The sequence below is a fragment of the Desulfoplanes sp. PS50 genome (genome assembly GCF_053851535.1).
Genome location: NZ_JBSPZA010000003.1, coordinates 113,211 through 127,496, shown reverse-complemented (window position 1 = coordinate 127,496; position 14,286 = coordinate 113,211). Strand labels below are relative to the sequence as shown.

Annotated in this window: 13 protein-coding genes; 3 read left to right on the top strand and 10 right to left on the bottom strand. The window is 57.2% G+C overall.

Features of this window, described 5'->3' with window-relative positions:
- Positions 1-7 precede the first annotated feature (7 nt).
- On the top strand, positions 8-733 hold the full coding sequence (sfsA, locus tag ACTVJH_RS02590) for a DNA/RNA nuclease SfsA (RefSeq protein WP_455987164.1): 726 nt from the start codon (positions 8-10) through the stop codon (positions 731-733).
- A 109-nt stretch (positions 734-842) separates the two neighbouring features.
- Here sfsA and ACTVJH_RS02585 read toward each other — a convergent pair whose 3' ends face one another.
- The 10 genes from ACTVJH_RS02585 to rdgC all read right to left on the bottom strand — a co-directional run bounded on the left by ACTVJH_RS02585 (position 843) and on the right by rdgC (position 8,612).
- Positions 843-1,175, bottom strand: a complete 333-nt coding sequence (locus ACTVJH_RS02585) for a flagellar basal body protein (protein ID WP_455987162.1) — start codon at positions 1,173-1,175, stop codon at positions 843-845.
- Between the two features lie 149 nt (positions 1,176-1,324).
- Entirely contained in the window at positions 1,325-2,092 is a 768-nt protein-coding gene (folE2, locus tag ACTVJH_RS02580) for a GTP cyclohydrolase FolE2 (RefSeq protein WP_455987160.1), read from the bottom strand.
- Complete coding sequence (gene nikR, locus ACTVJH_RS02575; protein WP_455987159.1) at positions 2,093-2,512, bottom strand: nickel-responsive transcriptional regulator NikR; 420 nt, start codon at positions 2,510-2,512, stop codon at positions 2,093-2,095.
- Between the two features lie 133 nt (positions 2,513-2,645).
- Complete coding sequence (locus ACTVJH_RS02570) at positions 2,646-3,299, bottom strand: class I SAM-dependent methyltransferase (protein WP_455987157.1); 654 nt, start codon at positions 3,297-3,299, stop codon at positions 2,646-2,648.
- 37 nt (positions 3,300-3,336) lie between these two features.
- Positions 3,337-3,846, bottom strand: coding sequence for a xanthine phosphoribosyltransferase (gene gpt, locus ACTVJH_RS02565; RefSeq protein ID WP_455987155.1), 510 nt, complete (start codon positions 3,844-3,846; stop codon positions 3,337-3,339).
- A gap of 98 nt (positions 3,847-3,944) precedes the next feature.
- Positions 3,945-4,865, bottom strand: a complete 921-nt coding sequence (locus ACTVJH_RS02560; RefSeq protein WP_455987153.1) for an ABC transporter permease — start codon at positions 4,863-4,865, stop codon at positions 3,945-3,947.
- Between the two features lie 258 nt (positions 4,866-5,123).
- Complete coding sequence (locus ACTVJH_RS02555) at positions 5,124-6,227, bottom strand: ABC transporter permease (RefSeq protein ID WP_455987151.1); 1,104 nt, start codon at positions 6,225-6,227, stop codon at positions 5,124-5,126.
- 12 nt (positions 6,228-6,239) lie between these two features.
- Positions 6,240-7,310: a BMP family ABC transporter substrate-binding protein gene (locus ACTVJH_RS02550; RefSeq protein WP_455987149.1), complete on the bottom strand. Its 1,071-nt coding sequence runs from the start codon at positions 7,308-7,310 to the stop codon at positions 6,240-6,242.
- 131 nt (positions 7,311-7,441) lie between these two features.
- On the bottom strand, positions 7,442-7,972 hold the full coding sequence (locus ACTVJH_RS02545) for a hypothetical protein (RefSeq protein ID WP_455987147.1): 531 nt from the start codon (positions 7,970-7,972) through the stop codon (positions 7,442-7,444).
- Positions 7,973-7,997: 25 nt separating this feature from the next.
- Positions 7,998-8,612 (bottom strand): recombination-associated protein RdgC, encoded by a 615-nt coding sequence (gene rdgC / locus ACTVJH_RS02540; protein ID WP_455987145.1) that lies wholly within the window; start codon positions 8,610-8,612, stop codon positions 7,998-8,000.
- 475 nt (positions 8,613-9,087) lie between these two features.
- On the opposite strand from rdgC, the gene ACTVJH_RS02535 reads away from it, so the two are divergent.
- Entirely contained in the window at positions 9,088-11,274 is a 2,187-nt protein-coding gene (locus tag ACTVJH_RS02535) for a DUF3536 domain-containing protein (RefSeq protein ID WP_455987143.1), read from the top strand.
- 2 nt (positions 11,275-11,276) lie between these two features.
- Positions 11,277-14,273, top strand: coding sequence for a WD40 domain-containing protein (locus tag ACTVJH_RS02530; protein ID WP_455987141.1), 2,997 nt, complete (start codon positions 11,277-11,279; stop codon positions 14,271-14,273).
- The last annotated feature ends 13 nt before the right edge of the window (positions 14,274-14,286 follow it).

Genomic DNA, 14,286 nt, shown 5'->3' with positions numbered 1-14,286 from the left:
GGACACCATGAATGACCATATCCAGCACCATCCCCTGCCCAACCCGGCCGGGTGCCGGCGGGCGGTATTCAAGAAGAGGGAGAAGCGATTTCGCGTCCTGGTGGAATTGGAAGGCCAGGATGTCTGGGTGCATACGAACAATTCAGGGTCCATGCTCGGACTCTTGCGCCCCGGACGGGAGGTTATGATCTCTTTGGCCACAAATCCCAAGCGCAAACTTCCCTATACCCTGGAGATGGTCCGGGTGGATGGAATCTGGGTCGGGGTGAATACGCTGGTTCCCAACCGGATGCTCAAACATTGTTTCACGCATCAGCTCATCCCGGAGTTCCAGGGCTATGCGCGATTTCAATCCGAAGTCCGGGTGGGAAAGAGTCGATTGGACGGCAGATTGGAGGGGGACAGGGGGGAGTTGTGGGTCGAGGCCAAGAACGTGACCCTGGTCGAAGATCAGGTGGCCTGTTTTCCCGATGCCGTGACCTCCAGGGGACACAAGCATCTTCAAGAGCTCATGGAGCTTGGAAGAAGCGGGGTTCGGGTCGGCTGTTTCTATCTTGTCCAGCGGGAGGACGCCCGCTGTTTTGCCCCGGCCGGGTTCATCGATCCGGCGTTTGCCGATCTCTTTTACCAGGCGGCCCGTTCTGGGGTGGAGGCCTGGCCCTATCTGGCCAGGGTCACTTTAGAGGGCATCAGCCTGGTGCGGCGATTGGAGGTGCTCCCCGAAAAGAGATAAAGGGGCACATGGTGCGCAGTACATATAAAAAACGTCAAAAACCATGCACTGTTGCATGGTTTTTGACGTTGTGGGTCGGGGGAAAACGAAAAAGACCTACCTGAAACGGTCAGACCATCTCGTTGATCAGTCTTCCCTGAAGGCTGGCCTGGCCCGCGAGGGTGACTGCGTTGGCGTCATAGGCGTTTTCCGTTGCGATCATCTCGACCATTTCCCGGGTCAGGTCCGTGGAGCTGGGCACGGCTTCCATAGTCGGATCGTTGCCCGTCTCCGGCTGGGAACTCTTCTGGACCGTGGCCCGAACGCCGCCGGCCGCATTTTCCTGCATCTCTACGCGGTCGGGGGTAAACCCCGGGGTGTTCGCATTGGCGATATTGTTGGCCGTGACATTCTGCCTGGTCTGGAAGGCATTCAGGGCGCTGGCTGCAATCTCCATGGACATGGGATCCTCCTTGGGGCTGCTTGGGTCAAGGGTCGCTGGTTTTGAATACTTGGAGGAGCTATCTGGTCGAAGTTACAACAGATCTTGAAATCTTTCATAACATCTAACACAGATAAACATGATGAGCAATAGTCTGGCTTTGAACCCTGCTACATGGTTTCTATGCAGGCATAGGCGCTGTGGTTGTGGATGGATTCCATACTTTCGACTTCGACCCTGTATCCCTGGACCTGGGGGTGATTATCCAGGCTCTGGGCTGCGTTGCGAACGACGTCTTCCACAAAGGCCGCCTTGTCAAAGGCGGCATCGGTGACAAATTTTTCATCCTCACGTTTGAGCAGGGCGTGCACCGGTGACGATCCTGACTGCTGGCCGATTTCGATGAGGTCTTCGATCCACAAGAGACCTGAAAACCGGGTCGCTATCCTGACCATGGCCCGCTGACTGTGGGCCCCGCGGTCACAGATGGCCAGGGAGCATGGGCAGACAGTCATCACGGGGACGTCCACCCCGAGGATCATTTCCATGGTTTCGTCTTCCAGCTTGCCCTGTAAAAAACATTGATAGTCCATGAGGGCAGGACTCTTGCTCACTGGAGCGATCTGCTCCAGAAAATAGGGAAAACTGAAATGAAGATGGGCCCGCTTGGCCTGGAGTCTGATCGTGAGGTCCTCGAGCAATTGCTTGAAACTGCTGTAATCGAGAATTCCGGTCCAATCCCCCAGGGCCTCGAGGAAACGACTCATATGCGTTCCCTTGAACGCGGCTGGCAGATCAACACTCAGGTCCATCTTGGCGACGGTATGCTGCTGCCCCTGCTCCCGGTCGCGAACGATCAGGGGGTGGGTGAGATTTTTGACTCCGACCCGATCGATGGCCATGGAGACCAGGGAAGGACCACTCTGGATATCCTGCATCTAGATAATTTCCTTACCCGTGGTCGAGAGGCTGAGCTTGCCGTATTTAACCCCCTTGGTGGAGATCAGTTTCTGGGAGGTCTGCCGGATATGTTCGCCCTCGCCCCGCAATATGAGCACTTCCATGCAGTTGTGGTGGTCGAGGTGGATGTGCATGCTCACGGAGATCACGTCCAGGGCTTCGTGTTGAATTTCAGTGATCTTCTGGGCCAGATCGCTCTGATGATGATCGTACACCAGGGTGAGAGTGCCGACCATTTCTTTGTTCAGATCCTTCCACTCTTCTTCCACAAGGGTGTTCCGGATGAGATCGCGGATGGCCTCGGAGCGGGTCTGATAACATTTTTCTTCGCACAGGGCGTCGAATTTATCGAGGAGTTCGGAATCCAGGGAAATTCCAAAGCGGATAGTTTTACCCATACAGGGTTCTCCTTGCGACAAAAGGGTTTACCAGTGAATGATTCGGGTGGGTCGACCTGTAACGTGCGGTCTCGTCGGCCAGAAGATTCGATACACCGAAAATGAGTAAAAAACAAATAAACAGCCCTCGGGATTACCGGGTGAGCTCGACGAGTTTGACGGTCATGTCCATGGTCATCAGGGATTGACGGGTTGTATCGATTTCCCGAACCTGCCAGCCCTGTTTGACCAGCTGACCCCATATCGTCCGGGTGACCGACCGTTCGGGAGTGCCCAGGATGATTCGCCCCTGGGGTGCGAGAGCCGTGCGAAAAAGACCTGCAATGGGGGCAAAAAATCGTTGTTCGTAAAGGATGTCTCCTCCCCAGATACAGTCAAAGCTGGCCGGAGCAAGGGCGGGACGACACCAGTCCATCTGGACCCACAAGGGAGACGGCACCTGGTTGGTGGTTGCATTTTTACGGGCAAAATAGACTGCGGGCCATTCGAAATCCATGGCCACGACCCGGGCACCCAGAGATGCTGCGACCAGGGCGGTCAATCCCAGACCGCATCCCAGGTCCAGGCAGCGTTTGCCCCGGATCGATCCGGGATTGCCGGCGAACCACTGGGCCAGGGCCAGGCTGGCAGGCCAGAGTTCCACCCAATAAGGGATGTGGTCGTCATCCCCATCGTCCTCCATGGCGTCCCAGAGGGTTTCAAGGTCGGCGATGCGCTCCAGTGACCATTTTCGACCGGCGATATGGATATCGAAACACGTGGTGGGCCAGGTAGTGAAATCAGGCATACAAAGTGTGCGCAGCACAGTGCAGACAGAGGTTTTTTCAGGAGTCCTGTGGTCGTGGTTGCTTGCTTTCGGGCTTCAGCTGGACAATGGGTTCGGCCAGTCTGAGCTCCGAATCCCAGGGGAAAAGGACCCAGGTGTCCTGGCTGACTTCGGTGACAAAGGTGTCCACCAGAGGCTTGCCCTGGGGCTTGGCATATACGGTTGCGAAATGGGCCCTGGGAAGCATCTTGCGGATGACGGCGGCGGTCTTGCCCGTGTCGACCAGGTCATCGATGATCAGCCAGTCCTGTCCGTCTCCTTCCACGCCCTTGAGCACGGAAATCTCTCCTTGGGATTGCCAGGAATAACTGACCACGCAGACCGTATCCACGAGGCGGATTTCCAGCTCTCTGGCAATGATGGCCGCGGGGACCAGACCTCCCCGGGTAACGGCGATGATTCCCTTCCAGCTTCCCTGGTTCATGATCTTCCAGGTCAGGGCCTTGGCGTCCCGGTGGAGTTGTTCCCAGGAGACCGGATACATTTTTGTATATTTTTCGGTTGGCATGGTCAGCATGATGGAGGATAAAAGATAATAGGGAATATCCTATACAATCGTCATTTCGGACGTGATCCGGGATCTTCAGGAATTCGGCTGAAACGTGATCAGTCCGCGGGTTCGATGTTCACACCAAGGGCCCCGGGTGACTGGGATCCTCTGCCCTTGAGGGAGGAGAGGACCAGGACCAGGATGGTCAGGGCGTAGGGGAGCATCATCAGCAACGATGAGGGGATATGGGTACCCACGGCCTGAAGCCGGAACTGGAAGGCCATGACCCCACCAAAGAGATAGGCACCCAGGACCGCCTTGCCGGGTTTCCAAAAGGCGAAAATGACCAGGGCTACGGCGATCCAGCCGCGGCCCGCAGTGATCCCGTTGGTCCACAAATGGGTATAGGCCAGGGACAGATAGGCCCCGCCGAGACCAATGAAAAATCCGCCTGCCAGGACGCCTGCCCAGCGGAAGGCCTTGATATTGATTCCGGCAGCCAGGGCGGCCTCCGGATACTCGCCCACGGAACGCAGGGCCAGTCCGAACCGGGTGTGTTTGAAGACAAACCATACCACTACGGGGACAAAATAGGATGTGTAGATCAGGGCATCGTGCTGAAAGGCGATGGGGCCAATGACCGGGATGGAGCCGAGCAGGGGAACGGAAAAAGGGGCGAATCCCGGAGCGCTCTCCCCCACAAAGGGCGTTCCCCAGTAATTGGCCAGTCCGGTCCCCAGAATGGTCAGGGCCAGGCCGGAAACCACCTGGTTGCCCTGGAATTGGAGGCAGACGATTCCGTGAACGGCACCCAGAAGGGCCCCGAAGATCCCGCCGGCCAAAAAACCGAGCCACGGACTGCCTGTGAGCATGGCGGCCAGAAAGGCCCCAAAGGCCCCGCAAAGCATGATCCCTTCCACCCCGAGATTGAGCACCCCTGATTTTTCTGTGATAATCTCTCCGAGGGTGGCATAGAGAATCGGCGTGCCGGCCTGAATGGTCGCTGCCAGAAGGGGGATCAGGATATCGATGGTCATGATGACGATGTCCGAGGATTACTGGTTGTCGGCGATACGTTAAAGACCGAAGTGCATGTAACGTTCATGGGTCAGTGCGCAGTGCACAGGACGAAGTACGCAGTGCGCAGTGCATCGATGTTAGATCTTGAGCAGATTGCGGTTGCCACGAATAACGACACTACACATCCATAAACAAGCGGGCCCCACGTCTTTCCTGCGCACTGCGCACTGTGCACTGCGTACTTCTGTACTTCCTGTGCACGTGTCGTTGCTGAACTATTCATTGTTCCGTCCCTGGTCGTCCTGCTTTTTTGATCTGAAACGGCTGCTTGAAATCGTGTAATGCTGAAAAAAACTGCCCGCGAGAATGGTCAGGAGGATCAGGCCCTCCATGACGCCGCCAAAGGCGGCCGGAACCTGGAGATCGAGCTGGATGCCTTCCACGCCTACGCGGAGTCCAGCCAGGAGAAAGGATGCCACGCCGATGGCCAGGGGATTGAGCCGGGCCAGCCAGGCGACGACAATGGCGGTGTAGCCGTATCCGGCCATGATGGTCGGCTCGAGGCGGTTCAGAGAGGACGAGGCCTCGAGAAATCCTGCCCAGCCCGCTAGGGCCCCTGAAAAGACCATGACCATGATGACCAGGCCGTTGTAGGGAAGCCGGGCATATCTGGCGGCGCGTTCATTTTCTCCGCAGGCCTTGAGGGCGAATCCATAGCGGGTGTATTTCAGAAAAATGGTCATCAGGATACCGATGGCCACGCAGAGGACGATGCCCCAGCTCACATTGGTGTTGCCGATGGTACCGACAATGCCGCTGTCGGAAAAGGTGGGAGTCATGGGCATGCCGAAGCTGGTTGGATCCTTCCACGGGCCATAGACCAGATATTCCAAAACAAGGATGCCGATATAATTGAGCATCAGGGTGATGATGATCTCATTGACCTGGAGTTTGATGCGCAAAAGGGCAGGGATGAGTCCCCAGAGGCTGCCCAATATGGTGGCGCTTGCAAGCATAAGGGGGAGAAGAAGATACCAGGGGAGTCCGGGGAAGGTCAGTGCCGCCCAGGTAGCGCCTACGCTGCCCAGCGCGTACTGCCCTTCGGCTCCGATATTCCAGATCTGCAGCCTGAAGGTAATGGCCACGCCCAGGGAGCATAAAAAAATCGGAACACTCTTGGCCAGACAGTCTTCAAAGGCCCAGCTGGTTCCGAATCCGGATTCGAGGAAGAGGAGAATGCCTCCCAGTGCCGGTTTACCCTGCACCGCAAGAAGGCCCGCGCTCATGATCAGGGAGACCAGAACGGCTGAGCCGAGAACAAGACAGGTTCCCCACCAGGGGAGGGGAACCTGTCGTTTATGCACGCGGATATCGAGCATGATTGTTGGGTGTTACTTGGTTGAGCCCTGTACGCCCTGGACAAACCAGTCCATACCCAGAAGCTGGCCGTCGGTGGGAGTTGTGCCATCGGGGATGGCTACCTTGCCGGTCTGATCCTTGACGGGACCGCTGAAAACCTTGAGCGAGCCATCGATGATGGCCTGTTTCGCGGCCAGCACCCTGGCCTGCAGATCCTGGGGAACCATGGGGCCGAAGGGGGCCAGATCTATGATTCCGGATTCCAGACCGGGCCACATGCTTGCAGGCTTCCAGGTTCCGGACTGAACCTGGGTGACCATGTCCTTGTAAAAGGGACCCCAGTTCCAGATGGGAGCGGTCAGATGGGCCTTGGGAGCGAACCGTGACATGTCCGAATTGTAGCCGATGGAGTATTTGCCAGCTTCCTGGGCGGCTTCCTGGACACCTGGGGTGTCCTGGTGCTGGGTGATGACGTCGCATCCGGTCTCAAGCAGACTCTTGCCGCCTTCTTTTTCCGTGGCAGGGTCATACCAGGTCTTGGTCCAGACAACATTGACCCGGGCCTGGGGATTGACCGCCTGAACACCCAGGGCAAAGGCGTTGATCCCGCGGATGACTTCGGGGATGGGGAAGGCGGCCACGTAGCCGATCTTGTTCGCGGTGGTCATGCCGCCGGCAACCATGCCGGACAGGTAGCGGGCCTGGTACATGCGACCAAAGTAGTTGCCCACATTGTCAGCGGTCTTGAAGCCCGAGCAATGCATGAACACGGATTTGGGGAATCTTTTGGCCACCTTGATGGTCGGATCCATGTACCCGAAGCTTGTGGTAAAGATCAGGTCGTATCCCTTGCGGGCCATGTTCTTGATGACCCGTTCCGAATCGGAGCCCTCGGGCACGGCCTCGACATAGGAGGTGGTGACCCCGGGAAGGGTGTCAATGGCCTGGCGGCCCAGATCATGGGCATAGGTCCAGCCTGCGTCTCCTATATGTCCGATATAGATGTACCCTACCTTGAGGTCCTTTGACCAGGCCGAACCGGCGCCGGCGCAGACCAATGCGATCATTGTCGCAAACAATGTGAGAAAGCGAATCATTGTCATTACTCCTGGAAAATGATGGTGATAGAATAAAATGTCACGATTCCTGACCGGTGTTTGCCAGATCAGAAGGGAGATTATTCACAACGTTTGATCCGTCCCGATACCCTAGAGTTTTCACCCTGGCAATAGAATCAGGCAGCCTGTATCCAGGTCCGGATGCGCTCCATTTCTTCGGACCATTGGGGACTCAGACGATGGGAAAGGAACTGGGAAAAGACCACATCGAGATATTCGAGGCATTTTTCGATCAGATACATTTTTTCCAGAAAGATACCATCGGGATCATCCCCTTCTTCCACCCGGGTATTCACTTTGGGGGTCTTCAGTCCGGTCAGGGCGAAATTTTCGGCATTGACCTGGACCTGCCAGACGTTTTCGTCATGCTCGATGCGCAATTTGGCCTGACCGACCTTTTTGCCGTTTTTGAGGCCCACCCGGGCCTCCCTGAGTTCGGCCATGGGACCGCTGCATACGGCAGTCTCCTTGCCTTCTCCCTCGCCGCCCTGGACCGTTACCCTTTGTTCCACGATCAGGAGAAAGTTTTCGCCGTCAGGGGTCTGAAACATTCCCTGGTGCTGTTCACTGGTCGCCCACAACCAGGTCAGAAAATCCTGGCCGATGCGTGCTCCCTGTTCTACTGCGCGTTCAAGATCGATATCCATGAAAAACTCCATCCAGGGAGTGTCCCTAGATAAAAATGGTTGATTCCAGACTCTCCAGTTCATCGAGGCGCTCAGGTCCTATGAAGCTCAGCGCCTTGAAAAAAGGTGTCTGCGGTTCCAGATTCAGGCCGAAGGTCTTGGTGAACAACTCTTCGAAAAGTTCCTTGACCTTGTCTGTGGTGTTTCCAAGGTAGACCCTGTTCGTATCCGTATCCCAGATGACATTGAAATAGGCGGGGATGGGCAGAATCCTGGCCCGGAGTCGGAGTTTGACCTGTTCCTTGATTTCGGTCTTCTGATCCCTGGTGAGAAATTTCTTGCCCTGGGCCTTCATCAGCTCCAGATGGTGGTTCATGGCCAGTTGAAGATATTTTTTCAGGACTGCTGCCGGGATGCGTCGGGTGTCGATACGCAGACTGAACGCGAGATAGTGACCCTTTTCCGGTGGGGCGGTGGCCCATTGTTCGTCGAGCATATCGTCGAAGCACACCCAGCCGAAGGATCGTTCGTCAGCTGTCTCGTCAATGTCCCGGAAGGCGAATTTGCGCAATCTGTCGTTGACCTCGGCCCAAAGGTCCCGGGGTATCTCTTCGACAATGCGGTATCTGGAAAGACTGGTGGAAGCGGCTAGAATGGACATGGGATCTCCCTGGAAGTCCAGCGGGTAGGTAGTGGGGAAATACCCCCTGAAAACGGGTTGCTACTTGCCCGGTTTTGTCCGTAAAGGCAAATGGAAGAAGCGGGCAACAGGACTGATTTCTTGTCATGGCCGGCTTGCCCCGCTCAGGACGGTTTGAAACTCTCTCGCCGGCCTCGTACCATCAAACCGTTGCTCAATAAAAACAAGTCGTACGGGCAAGATGTCAGGCAACGGCTTGATGAACGATGCCTGGCTCGCTCAGACAGTCAAACCGCCCTGAGCGGGGCAAGCCGGCCATTATATTTCAGGTACTTGCATGAGAAAAAAATTGCCCTGAAGCGGGCAACGATGTACGCGAGAAGATATAAGGATTCGGATACAAGATATTCTGACATCCCTGACTCGTTCAGTGAGCCTGGTTTGTGACGCCTGCAGACTGTGTGATTGCTGGACGAATACGAGAACCGGAGTGAATATGGCAGGTTATGTGTGCATACATGGGCATTGTTATCAACCCCCCCGGCTTGACCCCTGGGTGGAGGAATTTTTCGCCGAGGCGAGTGCGGCCCCGTACCTGAACTGGAACGAGCGCATCGCTAGGGAGTGTTATTCCCCCCTGGCCTGGGCCCGGCGTATGGATCAGGGGAATGTGGTCGAAATCATCAATTGTTACGAATGGATCAGTTTCAATTTCGGACCGACGCTGCTGACCTGGATGGAACGCCACGCCCCGACCACCTACAGCCGGATACTTGAGGGAGACAGGCTGAGTCTCAAGCGATTGGGGCACGGCAACGCCCTGGCTCAAGTGTATCATCACACCATCATGCCTTTGACAACGGACCCGGACAAAGAGATCGAGATCGCCTGGGCCATTCAGGATTTCCAGTCCCGGTTCGGCCGTCTTCCCGAAGGCATGTGGCTGGCCGAAACCGCCGTGGATATCCCGACCCTCGAGGCCCTGGCCAGGGCACGGATCACATTCACCATCCTTGCCCCGCATCAGGCCAAGGCCTTGGCGACCCTGGAAGGGCGGCACGTTTTCGGGGTGGATGAAACCACTCTGGATACATCCGTTCCCTACCGGGTCAATCTGCCTTCAGGCAGGACCATTGCCGTCTTTTTCTATAACGGCCCCCTGTCCAGGGCGGTGGCCTTTGAGCGACTTCTGGCCGACGGCGAGGTCTTTTTCCGGCGCATTGCCGAGCAGGCCGGTTCGGGCCTGTGTTCCCTGGCCACGGACGGGGAATCCTACGGCCATCATTTCACTTTTGGGGAGATGGCCCTTGCCTATGCCATTTATCGTTTCAGGACAGATGCCAACGGATACGGACTGACCAACTACGCTGCCTGGCTGGAGAAGCATCCACCCTCCCAGTCCGTGATTTTGCACGAGCCCTCCTCCTGGAGCTGCATCCACGGCGTGGAGCGGTGGAAAAGCGATTGCGGGTGTACCGACGGTGGTCATCCCGGGTGGAAGCAGCATTGGCGACAACCCCTGCGACGGGCCCTCAATTATCTGAGGTACTATGTTGAGGATCACTATCGGCGCACGGCAGAACCGCTTTTTACCGATCATGTCAAGGCACTTGCGGATTATGGCGAGGTCCTGGCCGGAGGGCGGGACGCTGCCGTTTTTCTGGATAAACATTGTTCCTCCGGGGGGCGTGGCCAGGAGGAGCAATGTTTGTCTCTATTGACCATGCAGTGCTGGTCCCTGGCCAGTTTCGCCAGTTGCGCCTGGTTCTTTGACGACATCGGGCGTATCGAACCGGTCAATGCCCTGGCCTGTGCGCTGCGCTCCCTGGAGCTTCTCGTGGCCACCGGCGGGGAGGATGTTTCGTCGGGATTTCTGGAGATTCTCGAGGAGGCCCGGTCCAACGATCCCTCCAAGGAGGACGGAGTCAGAATCTGGAAGGAGATGGTCCTTCCCAGACGCATGGATGCGATCCGGCTGGGAGGCATGCTCACGACTCTGGGTCGCGACACACTCTCATGGCCGGGAGTGGATCTCTTTCTGGTCAATAAACGCGGGGATGAATACGGGTGGAGGGCTTCCCTGAAGGTGGTCTGGAAACGCACCGGACAGGTTCAGAAAAGCAATCTGGTCTGCACGTATGGATCGCACGACCAGACCTTTCGTCTCGAGGATGGTCAGAACGCCCTGGCCGTTCCCGGGGATATGCATGCAAGGGCCTGGGGGTATCTCGCCTGGCAGGCTGCCGGGGAGCTTGAATCCGCTGAGCAGCAGCGATTGATCGATCTGGCCGGGCAACGGGGCTGGCTGATGGAGACCTTTGGGGAAGGTCAGCAGACACCTTTTGGTCACCCCGGCCCCCTTGTTCCGGGACTCGCCTGGTTGTGGATCACCGGTGACAGGGTTTTCCCGGAACAGGCCAAACATTGGATCAGGGGATTTTTCTCGGAAAACATGCATGCCGCCAATCAGGTCGCACAGGTGCTTGTTGAAAGGGTTCGAATCCTGCTGGACAGCACCCCGCTTCCCGAAGCGGACATTTTGTCCATGATTGCCCGGGCCCGGGAGATCGGGGTGGAGCCATACTGGTGGGAGGTGCAGAACGCGGTCTGGGCGAGTGAAAGGCAGGAGGCGGTGCTGTCCATTGCCCGGGCCATCGGCATGCATATCGAGGGTGAGGGATGAGCATGGCTGGGAAAAATGTCAGTGTCCGTGAAGTTCTCCTGACCGTGATCGCCATCTGCGTGTGGGCAGCCGTGAGTGTGCCGTGTTCGGCCCGGGCCCGGGATGAAATCCGCATGCTTCCGGATACCGGAGGGCATACCGCCCCCATCCGGGCCATGGATGTCTCGGAAGACGGACGATTTCTGGTCACGGGAAGTCAGGATAAAACCCTGCGTGTATGGAATCTGGACCGCAATCGCTGCCTGAAAATGATTCCTCTGCCTGCGGAAGGCGGACAGCAGGGCGCGGTCTTTGCCCTGGATCTTGCTCCTGACGGTCGCATCGTGGCCGTTGGCGGATGGATGGGAAAGGAGGCCGGAGATGTCTCTGTGGGGAAGATCCTGCTATTGACCATGCCCGAGGGGCGACTGGTCAGAAGCCTGACGTACGCACCAAGTCCGGTTTATACCCTGTCCTTTTCGCCCGATGGAAAATTTTTGGCCTCAGGATCGGGAGACGGGGTGGTCAGGGTATGGAATATGGATCAAAACGTCCTTGTGCACAGTTTTTCCGGTCATACGGGCGCGGTCCGTTCGCTGGCCTGGATCGATTCCAGGCGTTTTGTGTCCGGCGGTGATGATGGGCGTATTGTGGCCTGGGGGTTGGATGCGGGCGGAAATATCGGTCAGCTCGAGGGACATACGGACCGGGTAGCCTGTCTGGCGGTATCGTCGGGCGGGAGGGTTCTTGTTTCGGGCGGATACGACAAGAGTGTCCGCGAGTGGGATCTTTCCACCATGCGATTTGTCCGCCAGTTGAATGTGGGGGATGTTCCGGTATTGAGTCTGTCCCTCAATCCTGCAGGAAGCGAGCTTCTTGTGACGACCGGAAGCATGGGGGAGGGAAATGCCCGGTGCATGATCCTCAATCGGGAATCCGGTCGTATGCAGACATTGTTTCTCGAACATTTCAAAGGGGTGGACTGCGGGGTGTTTGTTCCGGGCACCTCGCTTGCTGCCACGGCGGGGGAGGACCGCATCGTCTATCTGTGGGATACGCGGCAGACAAGGGTTGTTCACCGATTCGCCGGGAAGGGAAAGTCCATTGTATCGGTTGCTTTCGGAGCCAAGGGGGATCGGATTTTCTGGACCACCGAAACGACCCCTTCAGGGATGCCGGCCCGCATGGACGATTCCCCGGCGCAACCTGAAGGTCTTGTATTGCGTTTTCAGGAGAACGGTTATCCCGGTTTGCTTCCGACCAGGATCCCTTCGGCGGCAAACGGGTCCATTGAGCAGGTTGGTCGATATCGCATGGTCCGCCGGGTTGGAGCCGAGAGTTCTGGAAGTCTCCTGGAGGTTTATGATCAGGATTTCTGTTTGATTCAGATTCTGAGAAACTATGAGGATGGAAAGGAACATTGCGCGGCCTCCCTCACCCCGGATGGAAGCTGTGTGATCAGTGGCGGCGGGTATGGCTCTCTGAGTATGTACCGGATTCGTGATCGAGAAAAGGTTCTCGAGTTCAAGGGACATACCGGAGCGGTGACCTGTCTGGCCGTTTCTGCTGACGGGACCCGGCTTGTTTCGGGTTCCCTGGATCAGACCGTACGGCTCTGGAACCTCAAGACCGGTGAACTGCTGGCCACGATACTCGCTACAGACGATCTCGAATGGATTGCCTGGACCCCGACGGGATATCTTGATTGCTCGCCCCTGGGAGAGTCGCTGCTTCGGTGTCTGCTGCCGGTGCAAGGAGATGGTATCCCCGAGGCGGTACCGGTGGTATCTTTCGGACATTCGCTCTATCGGCCGGATATTCTGAGATCCACGTTGATTGTTGGCGTTCAAGGTCCAGAGGTGGCTGAAAAGGACGCACCTTTGATCTCGGCGGCATTTTTGAACCGCCATCGTCCTCCGGAAATCGAGATCCTCACTCCCAGGGACGGAGCTGTTCTCCAATCTCCCAGGACCTCGCTTCTCTTTTCCCTGGATACCCGGGAGGATCCTCTGGATAGGATCAGGGTCCGGATCAATGGATACGGAGTGATCACCGATACTACACAAAGGTTCGCTCGTGGCCGCAACAACCTTCCTGTGACCCTTGCTTCCGGAAAGAACACCATTGGTCTTGTTGCCGTGGGAACGCAGGGGGCACATTCTGTTGCCGAGATCCAGGCGACGGTAGCCGGGGAGGCGGACCCGGCCCGATCATCCCCGGGCGATCTCTATTATCTTGGAGTGGGGGTGGGGACGCTCGATACCGTGGCACCCATGAATCTGTCCATGCCCCCCACCGATGTGAACATGGTCGGTCGGACCTTCAAGGCCTTCAGGGGCAAGGGGTACGGGGAGGTGCAGGAGACATTGGTCAGTGACGATCACGGCAAGTCGCCGACGGGAAAACATATCGAGGATGCCCTGGCCGGTCTGGAAAAGGCCGGGCCTGACGATACCGTGGTGGTCATGCTGGTGGGACAAGGGGTGACGACACCGGAGGATCGAGTGGTTTTTCTGCCACGGGATGCCCGTTCAGATGGACAGGGCGGATTCCAGAAAGAAAGTGTTCTTGAGATCGAAACCATTTTGCAACGTCTCGCCGAACTCAAGGCGCGACCCTTCGTGCTTTGCGATCTGGCCCACAGCGGCCCCCTCAATATGACCAGGATCATGCGCAGGGCGAGGGATCTCGGGGTTGCCATGCTCTCGGCCACCCGGGGAGGTCAGCAGACGGGCTTGGACTATCCGGGCATCCCTTGTTCCCCGTTCGCCTACGCCCTGTTCAAGGGACTCGGGGCCGGGCTTTTTGCCGACACCTCCCGAGACGGCAGGGTACATATTAGCGAGTTGGGCTCGTATGTTCGCAAGGAGGTTCAATCCATGGACCGCAATCTCATCCCGTCTCTGGTCCTTCCTGCAGGATACGGAGATTTCGTGGTGGTTGATTCCAGGGGCGGGGCTGGCACACCCGTCAATGCTCCTTCGTCGGGATCATCCTGGGGGATTGCATTTCCCGGTTGATCATCCAATGCGG